Source organism: Streptomyces sp. NBC_01474 (assembly GCF_035918215.1).
GTDB lineage: Bacteria > Actinomycetota > Actinomycetes > Streptomycetales > Streptomycetaceae > Streptomyces > Streptomyces aureus.
In genome coordinates, this window is sequence record NZ_CP109449.1 from 7,249,866 (window position 1) to 7,265,250 (window position 15,385).

General features: G+C 71.7%; 14 protein-coding genes. 6 read left to right on the forward strand and 8 right to left on the reverse strand.

What is annotated here, in order from left to right; genetic code table 11:
• Nucleotides 1-25 precede the first annotated feature (25 nt).
• On the reverse strand, nucleotides 26-817 hold the full coding sequence (locus tag OG758_RS33060) for an SDR family oxidoreductase (protein ID WP_326713270.1): 792 nt from the start codon (nucleotides 815-817) through the stop codon (nucleotides 26-28).
• A 134-nt stretch (nucleotides 818-951) separates the two neighbouring features.
• On the opposite strand from OG758_RS33060, the gene OG758_RS33065 reads away from it, so the two are divergent.
• Nucleotides 952-2,601, forward strand: coding sequence for an alkaline phosphatase D family protein (locus OG758_RS33065; protein ID WP_326713271.1), 1,650 nt, complete (start codon nucleotides 952-954; stop codon nucleotides 2,599-2,601).
• Between the two features lie 90 nt (nucleotides 2,602-2,691).
• Here the strand turns inward: OG758_RS33065 and OG758_RS33070 are convergent, their stop codons facing one another.
• A complete protein-coding gene (locus OG758_RS33070) occupies nucleotides 2,692-3,741 on the reverse strand; it encodes a Gfo/Idh/MocA family protein (protein ID WP_442810364.1) in 1,050 nt (349 codons plus the stop codon).
• A gap of 73 nt (nucleotides 3,742-3,814) precedes the next feature.
• On the opposite strand from OG758_RS33070, the gene OG758_RS33075 reads away from it, so the two are divergent.
• Genes OG758_RS33075 through OG758_RS33085 form a run of 3 tightly spaced genes read left to right on the forward strand, consistent with a single transcriptional unit; the run spans nucleotide 3,815 to nucleotide 7,299 of the window.
• Nucleotides 3,815-5,128 carry a multidrug effflux MFS transporter gene (locus OG758_RS33075; protein WP_326713273.1) on the forward strand — a complete coding sequence of 438 codons (1,314 nt, stop codon included), beginning with the start codon at nucleotides 3,815-3,817 and terminating at the stop codon, nucleotides 5,126-5,128.
• A complete protein-coding gene (locus OG758_RS33080) occupies nucleotides 5,062-6,252 on the forward strand; it encodes a serine hydrolase domain-containing protein (protein ID WP_326713274.1) in 1,191 nt (396 codons plus the stop codon). Before OG758_RS33075 ends, OG758_RS33080 begins: the two co-directional genes overlap by 67 nt.
• Nucleotides 6,253-6,282: 30 nt before the next feature.
• Nucleotides 6,283-7,299 carry a small ribosomal subunit Rsm22 family protein gene (locus tag OG758_RS33085; RefSeq protein ID WP_326713275.1) on the forward strand — a complete coding sequence of 339 codons (1,017 nt, stop codon included), beginning with the start codon at nucleotides 6,283-6,285 and terminating at the stop codon, nucleotides 7,297-7,299.
• A 109-nt stretch (nucleotides 7,300-7,408) separates the two neighbouring features.
• On the opposite strand, the gene ddaH is transcribed toward OG758_RS33085, so the two are convergent.
• Nucleotides 7,409-8,230, reverse strand: coding sequence for a dimethylargininase (ddaH, locus tag OG758_RS33090; RefSeq protein ID WP_442810365.1), 822 nt, complete (start codon nucleotides 8,228-8,230; stop codon nucleotides 7,409-7,411).
• Between the two features lie 351 nt (nucleotides 8,231-8,581).
• On the opposite strand from ddaH, the gene OG758_RS33095 reads away from it, so the two are divergent.
• Entirely contained in the window at nucleotides 8,582-9,208 is a 627-nt protein-coding gene (locus OG758_RS33095; RefSeq protein ID WP_266564886.1) for a TetR/AcrR family transcriptional regulator, read from the forward strand.
• On the opposite strand, the gene OG758_RS33100 is transcribed toward OG758_RS33095, so the two are convergent.
• A complete protein-coding gene (locus OG758_RS33100) occupies nucleotides 9,195-10,040 on the reverse strand; it encodes a glycerophosphodiester phosphodiesterase (RefSeq protein WP_326713276.1) in 846 nt (281 codons plus the stop codon). The two genes, OG758_RS33095 and OG758_RS33100, sit on opposite strands and share 14 nt — an antisense overlap.
• Nucleotides 10,041-10,220: 180 nt before the next feature.
• On the opposite strand from OG758_RS33100, the gene OG758_RS33105 reads away from it, so the two are divergent.
• The gene (locus tag OG758_RS33105; RefSeq protein ID WP_326716116.1) at nucleotides 10,221-10,946 is read left to right on the forward strand and encodes a bifunctional DNA primase/polymerase; all 726 of its coding nucleotides are present in this window, start codon (nucleotides 10,221-10,223) and stop codon (nucleotides 10,944-10,946) included.
• A 37-nt stretch (nucleotides 10,947-10,983) separates the two neighbouring features.
• Here OG758_RS33105 and OG758_RS33110 read toward each other — a convergent pair whose 3' ends face one another.
• The 4 genes from OG758_RS33110 to efeO form a co-directional block, all read right to left on the reverse strand.
• Nucleotides 10,984-11,970 carry a hypothetical protein gene (locus OG758_RS33110; RefSeq protein ID WP_326713277.1) on the reverse strand — a complete coding sequence of 329 codons (987 nt, stop codon included), beginning with the start codon at nucleotides 11,968-11,970 and terminating at the stop codon, nucleotides 10,984-10,986.
• A gap of 69 nt (nucleotides 11,971-12,039) precedes the next feature.
• A complete protein-coding gene (efeU, locus tag OG758_RS33115) occupies nucleotides 12,040-12,897 on the reverse strand; it encodes an iron uptake transporter permease EfeU (protein ID WP_326713278.1) in 858 nt (285 codons plus the stop codon).
• A 7-nt stretch (nucleotides 12,898-12,904) separates the two neighbouring features.
• The gene (gene efeB, locus OG758_RS33120; RefSeq protein ID WP_326713279.1) at nucleotides 12,905-14,188 is read right to left on the reverse strand and encodes an iron uptake transporter deferrochelatase/peroxidase subunit; all 1,284 of its coding nucleotides are present in this window, start codon (nucleotides 14,186-14,188) and stop codon (nucleotides 12,905-12,907) included.
• Between the two features lie 29 nt (nucleotides 14,189-14,217).
• Nucleotides 14,218-15,372, reverse strand: coding sequence for an iron uptake system protein EfeO (efeO, locus tag OG758_RS33125; RefSeq protein WP_326713280.1), 1,155 nt, complete (start codon nucleotides 15,370-15,372; stop codon nucleotides 14,218-14,220).
• Nucleotides 15,373-15,385: the final 13 nt, after the last annotated feature.

Here is a 15,385-nt window from a genome sequence, read left to right on the forward strand (position 1 = left end):
CATTCCGCTTGTGGAGATTAATTCCTCAACCGCGGCCGATGTACGGCATGTTGGTCGCCAGGACCGTCGCGAACTGCACGTTCGCCTCCAGGGGCAGCTCGGCCATGTGCCGCACCGTGCGCGCCACGTCCGCGACATCCATCACCGGCTCCGGCGCCAGCGTTCCGTTCGCCTGGAGGATCCCGGTCTGCATGCGCTCCGTCATGTCGGTCGCCGCGTTGCCGATGTCGATCTGGCCGCACGCGATCCGGTACGGACGCCCGTCCAGGGACAGCGACTTCGTCAGCCCGGTCAGCGCGTGCTTCGTCGTCGTGTACGCGGTCGAGCGCGGCCGCGGCGTGTGGGCCGAGATGGAGCCGTTGTTGATGATCCGTCCGCCCTGCGGGTCCTGCTCCTTCATCAGCCGGAACGCCGCCTGCGCGCACAGGAAAGCGCCGTTGAGGTTCGTGTCGACGACATGGCGCCAGGCGTCGTACTCCAGGTCCTCGACCGGGGACGCGGGCCCGAACGTACCCGCGTTGTTGAAGAGCAGGTCGAGGTGGCCGAACCGGTCGCGTACGGCGGAGAAGAGTGCGGTTACGTCCTCGGGGCTCGAGACGTCGGTCCGTACGGAGAGCGACCTGGCCGTGGCCTCGGGGGCGAGGGCCGCCGTCGCGTCGAGGGTCTCGGTGCGGCGGCCCGCGAGCGCCACCTGCCAGCCCGCGCGGAGCAGCTCGACGGCGACGGCCCGGCCGATGCCGGAGCCCGCGCCGGTCACCACGGCGGTCGGTACGGCGGTCGGTTCGTGCGGTTCCGGGGCGTTGTTCTGAGCGTTCATGGCCCCGGAGCGTACGGCAGAAGGGGTTACGCGGAGATCACTCATCCGCCATGTGGCAGCCGTGCGCATGACAGGCCACGGTCGTCCCCCGGCACTCCAATTTCCTCTGACAACAATCGTCAGGGGAGGGCCACATGACAGCCGAAGGACGCCATCCGAGCCAGCACTCGCCCGAACTGCGCGCCGCGGCGGGCCACTTGGGCCGCCGCCGCTTCCTCACCGTCACGGGCGCCGCCGCCGCGCTCGCCTTCGCCACGAACCTGCCGGCCGCGGGCACCGCGAGCGCCGCCGAGTTCGACGCGCGGAAGATCACCGCCGACCCGTTCACGCTCGGCGTGGCCTCCGGCGACCCGCTGCCCGGCTCCGTCCTGCTGTGGACGCGCCTGGCCCCGTCCCCGTACGAGGCGGACAGCGGACTGCCCGCCCAGCGCATTTCCGTCGAGTGGGAGCTCGCGCACGACGAGCGCTTCCGGCGCGTCGTCAGACGCGGCACGGCCACCGCGCACCCCGAGTTCAACCACTCCGTCCACGTCGAGGTCGACCACCTCGCGCCGGGCGGCGTCTACTACTACCGCTTCCGCGCCGGTAAGTGGGTCAGCGGGACCGGCCGGACACGCACGGCGCCCTCCGCCCACGCCCGCACCTCGGCCCTCACCCTCGCCGCGGTCTCCTGCCAGGCCTACCACGACGGCTACTTCACGGCCTACAAGCACCTCGCCGCCGACCCCTCCGTGGACGTCGTCTTCCACCTCGGCGACTACCTCTACGAGTACGCCGTGAACGCCGCGGGCGGCGTCCGCGGCTACACGGGCGGCGACGTACTGCCCGCCCGCTTCAACCGCGAGACCGTGACGCTGGAGGACTACCGGCTGCGGTACGCGCTCTACAAGTCCGACCCGGACCTGCGGGCCGCGCACGCCGCGCACCCCTTCGTCGTCACCTGGGACGACCACGAGACCGAGAACAACTACGCGGACGACATCGACGAACAGGACGGCCCGCCCGCCGAGTTCCTGCTCCGCCGCGCCTCCGCGTACCGCGCCTACTGGGAGAACCAGCCCCTGCGCCGCCCGCAGCTCCCGCAGGGCCCCGACGCCCAGATGTACCGGCGCCTGACCTGGGGCAAGCTGGCCCAGTTCGACATCCTCGACACCCGCCAGTACCGCTCCAACCAGGCGTACGGCGACGGCTCCCACGTCCCCGGGCCCGAGTCGGACGACCCGGCGCGCACCATCACCGGCGCCACGCAGGAGCGGTGGCTGATCGACGGCTGGCGCCGCTCGCACGCCCTGTGGAACGTCGTCCCGCAGCAGGTCACCTTCTCGCAGCGCAAGCTCGACCTGAACGCGGCCGCCAAGGTGTCCATGGACGCGTGGGACGGCTACCGCGCCTCGCGCCAGAGGGTCCTCGCCGGGGCCAGGGCCGCCGGCGTCGACAACCTGATGGTGCTCACCGGCGACGTCCACGTCGGCTACGCCTTCGACATCAAGGACAACTTCGACGACCCGTCGTCGAAGACCCTCGGCACGGAGATCGTCGCCACGTCCATCAGCAGCGGCAAGGACGGCGCCGACAAGCCGGCGAACTGGGGCACGTACACCCAGGCCAACCCGCACCTGAAGTTCTACAACGGACGCCGCGGCTACGTGACGGTCGCGCTGGGCGAGCACGAGGCCCGCGCCGACTTCAAGACGGTCCCGGCGGTAACGACGCCGGGAGCCCCGATCGCCACGGCGGCGTCGTTCGTGACGGCGGTGGGCAACCAGGGCCTGCGCCCGGCATAACGGGGGCGGCCACCCCGCGCCCCTGATTCCTTCGGGGCGCGGGGACCCGCGCGACAAGCCCCCACCGGGCGTCACCCGGCGACGAAACCGTCACCGCTCCGACGGATACCGCACCCCGATCCGCTCCCGGACGGAGTCCAGCGTGCGCATCACGGCGAGCGACCCCGCCAGCGGCACGAGCGGCGACTCCGTATCGCCGGCCCGTACCCGGTGCATCACCTCGCCCGCCTCATGCCGGAGGCTGTCGCGCGGCCCGTCCTCCGCCTCCGCCGTGAACTCCTGAGGCTCCCGCCCGTCGCGGTGCAGCACGAACCGGTCCGGGTAGAAGAAGCCGTGCGGAATGTCGATGCGGCCCTTGGAGCCGGTGATCGAAGCGGTGACCGGAGTGCCCGCGTCGATCGAGCAGTTGAGCAGCGCGTGAGCACCGCTCTCCCACGAGAGCAGCATTCCCGTACGGAGATCGACGCCCTCGTCCGAGAGCGCCGCTCTCGCGGTCACCTCCGAGGGCTCCCCGAGGATCAGGTGAGCGAACGACACCGGGTACACGCCCAGATCGAGCAGCGCGCCCCCGCCCTGCGTGGGATCCCGCAGCCGGTGCGCCGGAGGGAAGGGCCCCGCGAGCCCGAAGTCGGCCTGCACCGTGCGGACTTCACCGACCGCACCGTCGTCGACCAGCGCCTTCAGCCTCCTGATCAGCGGATGGCAGTACATCCACATGGCCTCCATCAGGAAGAGGCCACGGCTGCGGGCGAGCGTCACCAGCTCCTCCGCCTCGCGCGAGTTCAGCGTGAACGCCTTCTCGCACAGGACCGCCCGGCCGGCCTCCAGGCACAGCCCGGCGGCCGCGCGGTGCGCGGAGTGCGGGGTCGCGACGTACACGACGTCGACGTCCTCGTCCTCGGCGAGCGAGGACCAGTCCCCGTACGCCCGCGGGATTCCGAACCGCTCCGCGAACGCCTTCGCCGAGGCGTCGGAGCGGGACGCCACGGCGACGACCTCCGCGTCCGGCATGTCGAGAAGGTTCGCCGTGAAGGACGCGGCGATGCCCCCGGTCGCCAGGACGCCCCACCGCACACGCTCACGTTCCACCACTGAAGGCCCCCTGCCAGGTTCCGGCCGCTGCCCTTGCCGGCACGTCATGAAATGTGGTCTCAACCAATGCACCTGAGCTGAGAGCATAGGTAATCGAATGAACGACCGGGAGGGGAACCGCATGCCGGATCACGGCCGCCAGCACGCGTCCGCGCGCGAAGCGGAGCGCATACCCGAGGCGCCACCCGTCGCGGGCCCCACGCTCACCGCCCGCCGCCGCACCGGCTTCCTGGTCACCCTCGTACTCGGCGGACTCACCGCCGTACCCCCGCTGTCCATGGACATGTACCTCCCGGCACTGCCGGAGGTCACCGGCGCGCTGCACACCTCGGCAGCCACCGCCCAGCTCACTCTTACGGCGTGCCTCACCGGCATGGCGCTCGGGCAGCTCGCCGTCGGCCCGATGAGCGACAAGTGGGGCCGCAGGCGCCCCCTCCTCATCGGCCTCCTCGTCTACATCGCCGCCACCGCGGTCTGCGCCCTCGCCCCCACGGCCCCGCTCCTCATCGGCTTCCGTCTGATGCAGGGCCTCGCCGGGGCCGCCGGCATCGTGATCGCGCGGGCGGTCGTGCGCGACCTGTACGACGGTGTCGAGATGGCGCGCTTCTTCTCCACCCTCATGCTGATCTCCGGCGTCGCCCCGATCGTCGCGCCCCTCATCGGCGGCCAGGTCCTGCGGATCACGGACTGGCGGGGCATCTTCGTCGTCCTCACCGTCGTCGGCATCGCGCTGACCGCCCTCGTCTGGAAGGGCCTGCCCGAGACGCTCGCCCCCGAACGGCGGCACGGCGGAGGCACCGCCGAGGCGCTGCGCACCATGCGCGGCCTCCTCGCCGACCGCGTCTTCACCGGCTACATGGTCGCGGGCGGCTTCGCCTTCGCCGCGCTGTTCGCCTACATCAGCGCCTCGCCGTTCGTGGTCCAGGAGATCTACGGCGCCTCGCCCCAGACCTTCAGCCTCCTGTTCGGCATCAACTCGGTCGGCCTGATCGCCGTGGGCCAGATCAACGGCAAGCTCCTCGTCGGCCGCGTCAGCCTCGACAAGGCGCTCGCCGTCGGCCTGTGCGTCATCGCGCTCGCCTCCGCCGCGCTCCTGCTCATGGCGACCGGCGTCTTCGGCGACGTGGGACTCGTACCGATCGCGGCCGGACTGTTCGTCCTCATGTCCGCGATGGGCCTCGCCATGCCCAACACCAACGCCCTCGCCCTGATGCGCACCCCGCACGCCGCGGGCTCCGCGTCCGCGCTCCTCGGCACCTCCTCCTTCCTGGTCGGCGCGATCGCCTCACCGCTCGTCGGCATCGCGGGCGAGGACACCGCCGTCCCGATGGCCGTGGTCCAGCTGGCCTGCGCCCTGGCGGCCATCGCATGCTTCATGGGACTGTGCCGCCCCTGGCAGCGCGGGACCGGGCCGACGCGGGAGGCGGAGCACTGAGTACCCCACGACTGCGCCCCGGCACCCCCGAACGCGCCGGGCTCGACCCCGACGAGCTGCGCCGCCTCGTCCAGGACGTGCGCGAACTGCCCCGCGGGGCGCGCCCCTGGTGCGCGGGCGCCGTCGTCCTCGCGGGCCGCGGCCCGGTCGTCGCCGCGCACGAGGCGGCGGGCTGGGCGATGCGGTACCTCGCCTACGACGAGACGGCCGACCGGGGCGTCGAGCTCCCGCCCGCGTCCCGCGTCCCCATGCACCCCGACACGGCCTTCGACCTCGCCTCCCTCACCAAGCTCTTCACCACCGTCGCCGCCGTGCAGCAGCTGGAGCGCGGCACCCTCGGCATCGACGCGCGGGTGGGCGCCTACGTCCCCGAGTTCACCGCCGCCGCCGAGCACGGCATCACGATCCGCCAGCTCCTCACCCACACCTCGGGCCTGCGCCCCGAACTCCCGCTGTACGACTGCCCGGACGACGCGGCGCGCCTGACGGCCCTGCGCACCGAGGCCCCGTCGTCCCCACCTGGCGCATACCTCTACTCCGACCTCAACATGCTGCTGCTCCAGCACGTCCTGGAGCGCCTCACCGACCGCCGCCTCGACGTCCTCGTGCGCGACGGCATCACCCGGCCCCTCGGCATGACCGCGACCGGCTTCGGCCCGCACCCCGGCGCCGCCGCCACCGAGGACCAGCGCCGCCCCTGGGCCAAGGCCGACCGTGGCCTCCTGCGCGGCATCGTCCACGACGAGAACGCCTGGGCGCTCGGCGGCGTCGCCGGTCACGCGGGCCTCTTCTCCACGGCGTACGACCTCGCCGTCCTGTGCCGCACCCTGCTGAACGGCGGCTCGTACGGCACCGCCCGCATCCTCGGCCCCGACTACGTCGAGCTGATGCTCACGGCCCCCGGCCTCGGCTTCCAGCTCGACCAGCCCTGGTTCATGGGCGAGCTCGCTGGCCGCGGCGCGGCCGGACACTGCGGCTTCACCGGCACGTCGCTCGTCCTCGACCGCGTCACGGACACGTTCCTGATCCTCCTCGCGAACACGGTCCACCCGCGCCGCAGGCCCCCGCAGAACGGGCCGCGCGCCTCGGCGGCGACGCGTCTCGCGCGGGCCGCGGGCGCGTAGGCAGCCCCCGGGCGACCGTAGAATCACGGGGTGAACGCCCCCCTCTCCTCTTACTCGCCGGCCTCACCGGCCGACACCCTGCGCGCGGCCCTCGCGGGGCTGCTCGACGGGCTGCCGCCCACGCAGGCAGCGCGCGCCGTCGAACGGCTGATCGCGAGCTACCGGGGGACCACCCCGACGGACGCGCCGATCCTGCGGGACCGTGCCGACGTCGCCGCCTACGCCGCGTACCGGATGCCGGCCACCTTCGAGGCGGTCCGCTCGGCGCTCGGCGCGCTGGCCGACGCGGCGCCGGAGGGCTGGGCGCCCGGGAGCCAGGTGGACGTGGGCGGCGGGACGGGCGCCGCGGTCTGGGCCGTCGCCGACACCTGGGCGGGCGAGCGCGATGTCACCGTCCTCGACTGGGCCGAGCCCGCGCTCGCCCTCGGGCGTGAACTGGCCGGTTCCTGCGACCGGTTGGCCTCCGTGCGGTGGCAGCGCTCACGTATCGGAGCGGCGCTCACCATCGAGAGTGCCGATCTCGTGACGGTGTCGTACGTCCTCAAGGAGCTGACCGCCGACGACCGCCGCGCCGTGGTCGACGCCGCGGCCGCCGCCGCGAGCCCCGACGGGGCCGTGGTCGTCGTCGAGCCCGGCACCCCCGACGGCTACGAGCGGATCATCGAGGCACGCCGCCGCCTGACCGACGCCGGATTCCACATCGCCGCCCCCTGTCCCCACAGCGCGGCCTGCCCCATCGAGCCCGGCACCGACTGGTGCCACTTCTCGGCCCGGGTCAGCAGGTCGTCGCTGCACCGCCAGGTCAAGGGCGGCTCCCTCGCGTACGAGGACGAGAAGTTCAGCTACGTGGCCGCGACCCGGTTCACGCCCGAGCGCCCCGCGGCCCGGATCACCCGCCGCCCCCAGATCCGCAAGGGCCAGGTGCTCCTGGACCTGTGCGAGGCGGAGGGCGCGCTGGGCCGCGAGACGGTGACGAAGCGGCACGGGCCGCTGTACCGGGCGGCCCGCGACGCCGACTGGGGCGACGCCTGGCCTCCGGCCCCATAGGGGGCGCGGGGCTGTGACCGTTCGCGTCTTCGCCGCGCGGGCGCGAACAACGACAGCCCCCTCCCGCACCCGGCGAACCGGCTCAGGCCCCGAGTTCCGGGCCGCGCAGCTACTCGCCGCGAAGCTCCGACGTGCAGCACTTCACGCTGCCGCCCCCCTTGAGCAGCTCCGAGAGATCCATCCCGACGGGCTCGAACCCGCAGGCCCGCAGCGGCTCGAACAGGCCGACGGCCGCCTGCGGCAGCAGTACGTGCAGCCCGTCCGAGACCGCGTTCAGGCCGAATGCCGCAGCGTCCGGCTCCGTGGCGATCAGCGCGTCGGGGAAGAGGCGTTCGAGTACGGCCCGGCTGCCCGGTGAGAACGCCTCCGGGTAGTACATGACCTCGTCCGCCTCGTCGTCGAGGACGGCGAGTGCGGTGTCCAGGTGGTAGTAGCGCGGGTCGACGAGGTCGAGGCCGATGACCGGGCGGCCGAAGAACTCCTGCGCCTCGGCGTGGGAGAGCGGACTGGAACGGAAGCCCCGGCCTGCCAGGAGGTACGAGGCGGTGACCGCGAAGTCACCCTCGCCCTCGTTGATGTGGACGGGCTCGTGGACCGCCGCGTAGCCGCGCTCCCTGAACCAGTCCAGGTGCGCCGCGGCCTCGGCGGTGCGCTGGGGATGGGCGAAGCGGGACCCGAGCACCCGTCCGTCGAGGACGGTCGTGCCGTTCGCCGCGAAGACCATGTCGGGCAGCCCGGGGAGCGGTTCGAGTTCGTCGACGCGGTGACCGAGCGAGCGGTAGCGGTCCCGCAGGTCCTCCCACTGCGCGAGCGCGAGCGGGACGTCGACCGGCTTGGCGGGGTCCATCCAGGGGTTGATCGAGTACGTGACTTCGAAGTGTGCCGGTGGGCACATCAGGTAACGCCGGGGTGTGGCGCGGCGACCAGGCAATGAGGGCTCCTCACGACCGCAGTGGCAGATGCGCCCATGGTGCGGTGCGAGGAGCCCTCACCGCTGTGCACCGAACGGGTGGTCCCTCTGAGTCACCGGCCCGCATGTCGCAGGCCGGCGACCCACCGGCCCGCGTGCCCCCGGCGCACAACCCACCGGCCCCGCCACCCGCCACCCGCCGCCCCGCCACCCGCCGGGGCCCCGCCCTCACGACGGCGTCACGAACCCTCGCCCGCCGTGCGTTCCTCCCGGAGCCTGCGCAGCAGCTCCCGCTTCCGCGCCTGCGGGTCGAGACCGCGTCAAGGGAGTTGAGACGGTACGTCTCGCCTCGCTCGCTGATACATTCGAGCCATGGCCCAGAAGACCGCTCCCGACTCCAACCGCCGCAGCGAGCGCTCACGCCGCGCGATCTACGACGCCGCCCTCGCCCTCGTCGGTGAGATCGGCTACCCCAAGACGACCATCGAGGGCATCGCCGCCCGCGCGGGCGTGGGCAAGCAGACGATCTACCGCTGGTGGTCCTCCAAGGCGGAGGTCCTCATGGAGGCCTTCATCGACCTCGGTGTCCAGGCGGCGGAGGCGGCCGGAGCGGGCGACTGGGCGGAGGCGGACGGCATCCCGGACACCGGCGACATCGAGGCCGACCTCAAGGCGGTCCTGCGCGCCACCGTCGACGAGCTGCTCGACCCCCGCTACGACGCCCCGGCACGCGCCCTCGCAGCCGAGGGAGTCGCCAACCCGGCCTTCGGCGAGGAGTTCGTCGGCCGCCTCCTCATGCCCGCCCTCGAGCTGTACGTACGACGGCTGCGCGCCGCGCAGGACGCCGGCCAGATCCGCGCCGACGTCGACCCGTACATCGCCCGCGACCTGTTCTCCGCGCCGCTCGCCCAGCGCTGGCTCCAGGGCACGGGCCCCCTCGACCACGCCTACGCCGACGCACTTGTCGAGTACGCGCTCTACGGGCTCAGCCCGCGCTGACCCGCGCTCGCACGTGCGACGGGGTGCGGGCCAGCAGGCCCGGCGCGTCCGAGATCACGCCGTTGCAGCCGAGCCGCAGTACCCGGTCCCGCTGCCGCGGCGAGTTCACCGTGTGCGCCCACACCCGGGGGATCCCGGACCGCGCGGCCCGTACGAGATCGGCGTCGCGCGCCTGGTAGTCCACGTCGAGCAGGTCGACGAACCGGGCCCAGCGCGCCGGGCGGTCCGTGCGCATCTGGCTCTTCGAGCGCCACAGCTGCGACGTGAGGCCCATGTCGTGGGCGCGCAGGGCGACGGCGGGGTCGTTGGAGTTCACGAACACCGACCTGACCAGGCCCCGGCGCCGGATCATCGCGGCGAGCCCGTCCAGGCTCCGCGGGTCCTTCGCCTCCAGTGTCAGCACGATGCGCCCGCCCAGGCGGTCGAGGACCTCGTCGGCCGTCGGCAGTGGCTCGGCGCGCCAGCGGCCCGGCAGCGAGGCCTTCGGGCGCATCCGCACGCGCGCCCACTGCCGCGCGTCGAGCCTGTCCACCGGGCCCGACGTGTACGTCGTGCGGTCCAGGGTCGGGTCGTGCATGACCACGATCGTGCCGTCGCGCAGCATCCGGGTGTCGAAGTCGAGGACCTGCGCGGTACCGCGCGCGTAGGCGGCCGTCAGGCCCGACATGCTGTTCTCCGGGACTTCCAGGGCGCCGCCCCGGTGCGCCGTGTAGACGATGCCGTGGAGGCTGTCGACGGTCAGAGGGCCGGAGCCCCACTCGAGGGGGGAGAGCGTCAGTGGGGCGAGAGCCAGGAGCCCGCCGAGGCCCGTCAGCGCAATCCGTGTGACCATGCCGACCACGGTAGGCGGGCAAATCCCCGCAAACCCGCTAATGACACCCGATTATCTTCCGCGTCTCGTATCGCTCGGCATCGTCCCGGGTACCCCGGATGTGGACTGTGGCAACCCGCGGCGCAGGATGGTGCGACCATGGGACATGCTTCTCGGTACTACGGCGAGGTGAGGGGATTGATGGGCGCGGAGTACGGCCGCCGGTCCGGCGGACAGGGCAGGATCTCCCAGTGGCTGCGCGCCAGGCGCCCGAAGGAGACCGAGGGCGATGACGGCCGCGAGGCGCTGCTCCTGGCCGCGGCCGACGCGGGACTGCCGCTCGCACCCGCCGCGTACCCCACCGACTACCGGTGTTCGTGCAGCCGCATCGGCTGTCCCACGCCCGGCAGGCACCCCGTCTCGTTCGCCTGGCAGACGCAGTCCACGACGGACCGTGGCCAGATCGAGCGCTGGGCCAGGCATCAGCCGCAGGCCAACTTCATCACCGCGACCGGCATGGTCCACGACGTCCTGGACGTCCCCTTGGAGGCGGGCCGCGAAGCCCTCGAACGCCTCCTCGCGGCGGACATCGACGTCGGCCCCGTCGCCGAGTCCGGCGGCGACCGCATGCTTTTCTTCACCGCCACCCGCGGCACCCCCGAGGACGAGGACGAGTGGTGGCCCTGCGAGCTGGACTGCCACCCCGAGACGATGGACGAGCACCCCGGCCTGCGCTGGCACTGCCGCGGCTCGTACGTCCCCGTGCCGCCGGCCCGGCTCCCCGGTGACCTGACCGTCGACTGGCTGCGCGGCCTCGAACACCCGCTGCCGGACCCGCTCACCCTGCTCGAAGCCCTCACCGACGCCTGCGCACGCTATGTGGGCGAGGAGAAGGACTTCACAGCAGCCTGGCCCTCGCGCGGCTGACGGGCGAGGGCCGGAAGCTCGCAGAGAGCCCCCAGGGCTAGCTGCCCTTCGCGCCCGTCAGACCCTCGAGCCGCGTCAGTATCTCGACGTCGCCGCCCTTGGCCGGGTCGACGGCCACCTGGTTCGAGACGCGCTCCAGCGTCAGCGACTGCTTGACGTCGCCGGTCATCAAGGCCTTCACGTTCTCGTTGTCGACCGTGATGCTCAGGCCCTTGGACGCCGTCTGCTTCTCGTAGTGGTGCGTCGCGAAGAACACCATGGCCCCGCCGTCCGCGGTCCGCAGACCCAACGGCGCGTAGTCGCCCGACGTCATCGGCTCGTCGACGTACTGCCGGGCGAGACCCGGACGGCTCGCGTTCTTCTCCCGCGTGGTCCGCCACTGCGACGTGTGCCGGCCCGGCGCGAAACCGTCCCCGCCGTCCTTCAGATACGTCGCGTACTTGCGGCTCATGTCCTGCGGCGCCACCGCGAGCCCCGCGGCGTCCGCCGTCGCGGGCTGCGCCCAGCCGTCCTTGTCCTTCTTGAACTCGGGGACGTCACCGGGCGACATGAGCGTCAGATACGCCACCTGCCAGGGCCGGTTCACCTCGTTGCGGGTGAAGACCAGCATCCACCGGAAGTCGCCGCCCCGGTTGGCCTTCGTGTTCGCGACGAACCAGCGGGGCCAGCCCGCCTTCTTGGGGATGGTGAACTCGGCGTCCGACAGCTCCAGATCCGAGTGGTTGGTGTTGCCGTCGGGATGATTGGTGTGACCGGCCTTCAGCTTGGCGGCGTCGATCGCGCCGAGCGCGCCCGTCACATGGTCCTCGTCGAGCGACCCGTCGTACGCCTTGTCGGCCTTGTTGTACGCGGTGGTGAAATCCTTCAGGGCGCGGGCGGCCTCGGCCTTCGTGGCCGCCGGGAGGACCTCCCGCTCCCCGTGCACCGTCACACACCCGCTCGCCGTCAGTGCCACGGCGGTCGCGAGGGCCACCGCCGTAGCCGGCTTCCTGAGACCACGAGGCCTGCGGAGGAGCTTGCTCATCGGTTCTCTTCACCTTCCCCTTCCCGGGCCCGAACCCTATCGGGGAGGGGAGCGGCGCGAGCGCCCGGATCAGGCTTTGGCGGACTCGCGAGGGGACTGCGCCTCGGGCTTCGGCTTCCGGGACAGGAAACCGGCGGGCGCGAGGAACACCGCGAGCGTCGGGATCAAGTACAGCAGCCAGACGACGACTTGGAGGACCGTCGGATCGGGCTGGAAGTTGAACACGCCCTTGAGGAGCGTGCCGTACCAGCTGTCCGGCGGAATCGTCCCGCTGATGTCGAACGCCTTGCTGGACAGACCGCCCAGGAACTGCGCCTCCTGAAGGTCGTGCACGCCGTACGCGAGGACGCCCGCCGCCACGATCACCAGCATGCCGCCGGTCCACGTGAAGAACTTCGCCAGGTTGATCCGCAGGGCGCCCCGGTAGAACAGCCAGCCGAGGACGACCGCCGTCAGCAGACCCAGCAGGACACCGATCAGCGGCCCGTGCGTGCCGTCGTTCGAGGCGCGCACCGACGCCCATACGAACAGGGCGGTCTCAAGACCCTCGCGGCCCACCGCCAGGAACGCGGTCGCGACCAGCGCGGCCGTACCCATCTGGAGCGCCGCGTCCAGCTTGCCGTGCAGCTCCGACTTCAGATGCCGCGCCGTGCGCCGCATCCAGAAGACCATCCACGTCACCAGGCCCACGGCGACGATCGACAGCGAACCGCCGAGCGCCTCCTGCGCCTCGAACGTCAGCTCCTGCGAGCCGAAGGTCAGCGCGAAACCGAAGCCGAGTGCCACGGCGATGGCGATGGCGATGCCGATCCAGATGGGACGCAGCGCGTCACGCCGGTCCGTCTTCACCAGATACGCGATGAGGATGCAGACGACGAGGCTGGCCTCGAGTCCCTCGCGCAGACCGATCAGATAGTTGCCGAACATCGTGTCCTCATGCCTCCTTGGAGAACAGCGCCCGGCCCCACCAGTCGCCGGAGTCCCGGACGCCCGGCGGGACGGCGAAGACGGCCGAACCCACGTGCTGGATGTACTCGTTGAGCGCGTCACTGCGCGACAGGTTGCGCTGCACCCGGATGAACCCCTTGCGCACGTCCTTCTGGTAGGCCAGGAAGAACAGGCCGGCCTCCAGACGGCCGAGGCCGTCCGTGCCGTCGGTGAAGGAGTAGCCGCGGCGCAGGATGGTCGCCCCCGCGTTGGAGTCGGGGTGCGCGAGCCGCACGTGCGCGTCCGGCTTCATCGCCTTCAGGAACGGCTCGTCGCGCTCCTTGGCCTTGCCGACCGGGGCGCCCTCGCCCTTGTCGCGGCCGAAGACGTCCTCCTGCTCCTGGAGCGACGTACGGTCCCACGTCTCGATGTTCATCCGGATGCGCCGCGCGACGAGGTACGAACCCCCGCTCATCCAGGCCGAGTTGGCGTCCGTGTCCTTGGCGCCGACCCACACGTGCTGGTCCAGACGGGCCGTCTCGGTGCCGGCGATGTTGCGGGTGCCGTCCTTGAAGCCCATCAGATTGCGCGGGGTCTGCGCGTCCGGAGTCGTCGACGAGGTCTTGCCGAAGCCGAGCTGGGACCAGCGGATGGCGACCTTGCCGAAGCCGATCCTGGCGAGATTGCGGATGGCGTGCACGGCGATCTGCGGATCGTCCGCGCAGGCCTGGATGCACAGGTCGCCGTCACTGCGGGCCTTGTCGAGATTGTCGCCGGGGAACTTGGGCAGGTCGACGAGAGCCTCCGGCCGCCGGTCCGCAAGCCCGAACTTCTCGAACAGGGACGGGCCGAAGCCGATGGTGAGGGTCAGCCGGGACGGCTTGAGGCCGAGCGCCTCGCCGGTGTCGTCCGGCGGCGCCTCGGGCAGCCCGCCGTACGCTCCCTCGCCGACCGCGTGCCCCTCCGTCATGCGGGACGCGGCCTTCGTCCAGTCCTTCAGGAGCTGCACGAACTCGTCGCGGTCGTCCGTCTTCACGTCGAACGACGCGAAGTGCAGACGATCCTGCACGGCGGTGGCGATTCCGGCCTGGTGCGCGCCGTGGAACGACACGGCGCCGCCCGAGTCGGCGACCGGCTGCGGATCGTCACCGGTCCGCGTCACGGCGACGGCGCCCCCCGCGGCGGCGGCACCGAGCGCGAGCCCGGCACCGCCCACCGCGAGCAGCGAACGACGCGACGGCGTACGGGAGTTGTCCGATCCGACCGAGACATCGGTGGTGGTGTCCGTCATTCCTGACCCCTTACCTGAGTACCCGAGGGCTACTTGACGACGACGGCGGCGAGCTTGGACAGCGGCTCCGCGAGCGCGTTCACCGCGTCCGAGAGCTCCTTGCGGTCCGCCTTGCCGACCTTGTCGTAGGAGGTGAACTCGTAGGAGGTCTTGTCCTTGCGGTACTTGTCGAGCAGCGTGTCCAGGGCGGCGAACTGCTTGTCGAGCTCCTTCGTCAGCGCGGCGTCGTTCTCCGCGGCGACGGGCTTGAGCAGGTCGTACGCCTTCTCGGCACCCTCGACGTTGGCCTTGAAGTCGACGAGGTCGGTGTGCGAGTAGCGCTCCTCCTCGCCCGTGACCTTGCCGGTGGCGACCTCGTCGAGGAGCTCCTTGGCGCCGTTGGCCATGGAGGTCGGCGTGATGTCCGCCTTGCCGACGCGGGTCTGCCAGTCCTTGAGGTCCTTGTCGAGCTGCGTCGCCAGCTCCTTCTCCCGCGAACCGATCTTCTTGTCCTGCCACAGCGCCTTCTCCAGGCGGTGCCAGCCGGTCCAGTCCGTCTTCGGGTCCTGCCCCTCCTCCAGGCCGTCCGCGCGGACGTCGACCTTCGGGTCGATGTCACCGAAGGACTCGGCGACGGGCTCGGTGCGCTCCCAGCCGATACGGGACGGGGCGTACGCGGCCTGCGCGGCCTTCAGGTCGCCCTTGCGCACGGCATCCGTGAACGTCGTGACCTTGGGCAGCGTCTCGTCGGCCTGCTCCTGCGCGTACGTCCGGTAGGCGGCGACGGCCTTGTCCAGACGAGCGTCACGCTTGACGGCCTTGCCGCCGGTGACGGTCACCTTCTGCCGGATGCCGTCGCCCTTCATACCGGGCTTGCAGGCGATCTCGTACGAGCCGGCCTTCACCTCGGCGGTGAGCTTCTGCTTGGTGCCGGGGCCGATGTTCTCGCGCTCGCTGACGATCCGGTCGTCCGGGAACAGGACGTAGACCTCGGTGACCTTGGAGCCCTTGTTCTCTATGGACAGCTCGACATGGCCGGCCGGGAACTCGGTCTTGGAGACATCGCACTTGTCGTCCGTGGCGGTGACCTCGACGACGCGGTCGCCACCGGACTTGGCGTCGCTCTTCTGGGTGCAGCCCGTGACGGTGGCCAGGGCCGCCGCGGTGGCGGCGGCGGTGACAACAGTGAGTCGGACGGCTCGCATGCGGGCTCCAAGG

Coding starts and splice junctions, on each gene's coding strand:
- OG758_RS33110 (WP_326713277.1), bottom strand. CDS start 11,970: ATGAGCAAGCTCCTCCGCAGGCCTCGTGGTCTCAGGAAGCCGGCTACG.
- OG758_RS33080 (WP_326713274.1), top strand. CDS start 5,062: ATGCTTCATGGGACTGTGCCGCCCCTGGCAGCGCGGGACCGGGCCGAC.
- OG758_RS33095 (WP_266564886.1), top strand. CDS start 8,582: ATGGCCCAGAAGACCGCTCCCGACTCCAACCGCCGCAGCGAGCGCTCA.
- OG758_RS33075 (WP_326713273.1), top strand. CDS start 3,815: ATGCCGGATCACGGCCGCCAGCACGCGTCCGCGCGCGAAGCGGAGCGC.
- OG758_RS33065 (WP_326713271.1), top strand. CDS start 952: ATGACAGCCGAAGGACGCCATCCGAGCCAGCACTCGCCCGAACTGCGC.
- OG758_RS33070 (WP_442810364.1), bottom strand. CDS start 3,741: ATGACGTGCCGGCAAGGGCAGCGGCCGGAACCTGGCAGGGGGCCTTCA.
- efeB (WP_326713279.1), bottom strand. CDS start 14,188: ATGACGGACACCACCACCGATGTCTCGGTCGGATCGGACAACTCCCGT.
- OG758_RS33060 (WP_326713270.1), bottom strand. CDS start 817: ATGAACGCTCAGAACAACGCCCCGGAACCGCACGAACCGACCGCCGTA.
- efeU (WP_326713278.1), bottom strand. CDS start 12,897: ATGTTCGGCAACTATCTGATCGGTCTGCGCGAGGGACTCGAGGCCAGC.
- efeO (WP_326713280.1), bottom strand. CDS start 15,372: ATGCGAGCCGTCCGACTCACTGTTGTCACCGCCGCCGCCACCGCGGCG.
- OG758_RS33105 (WP_326716116.1), top strand. CDS start 10,221: ATGGGCGCGGAGTACGGCCGCCGGTCCGGCGGACAGGGCAGGATCTCC.
- OG758_RS33100 (WP_326713276.1), bottom strand. CDS start 10,040: ATGGTCACACGGATTGCGCTGACGGGCCTCGGCGGGCTCCTGGCTCTC.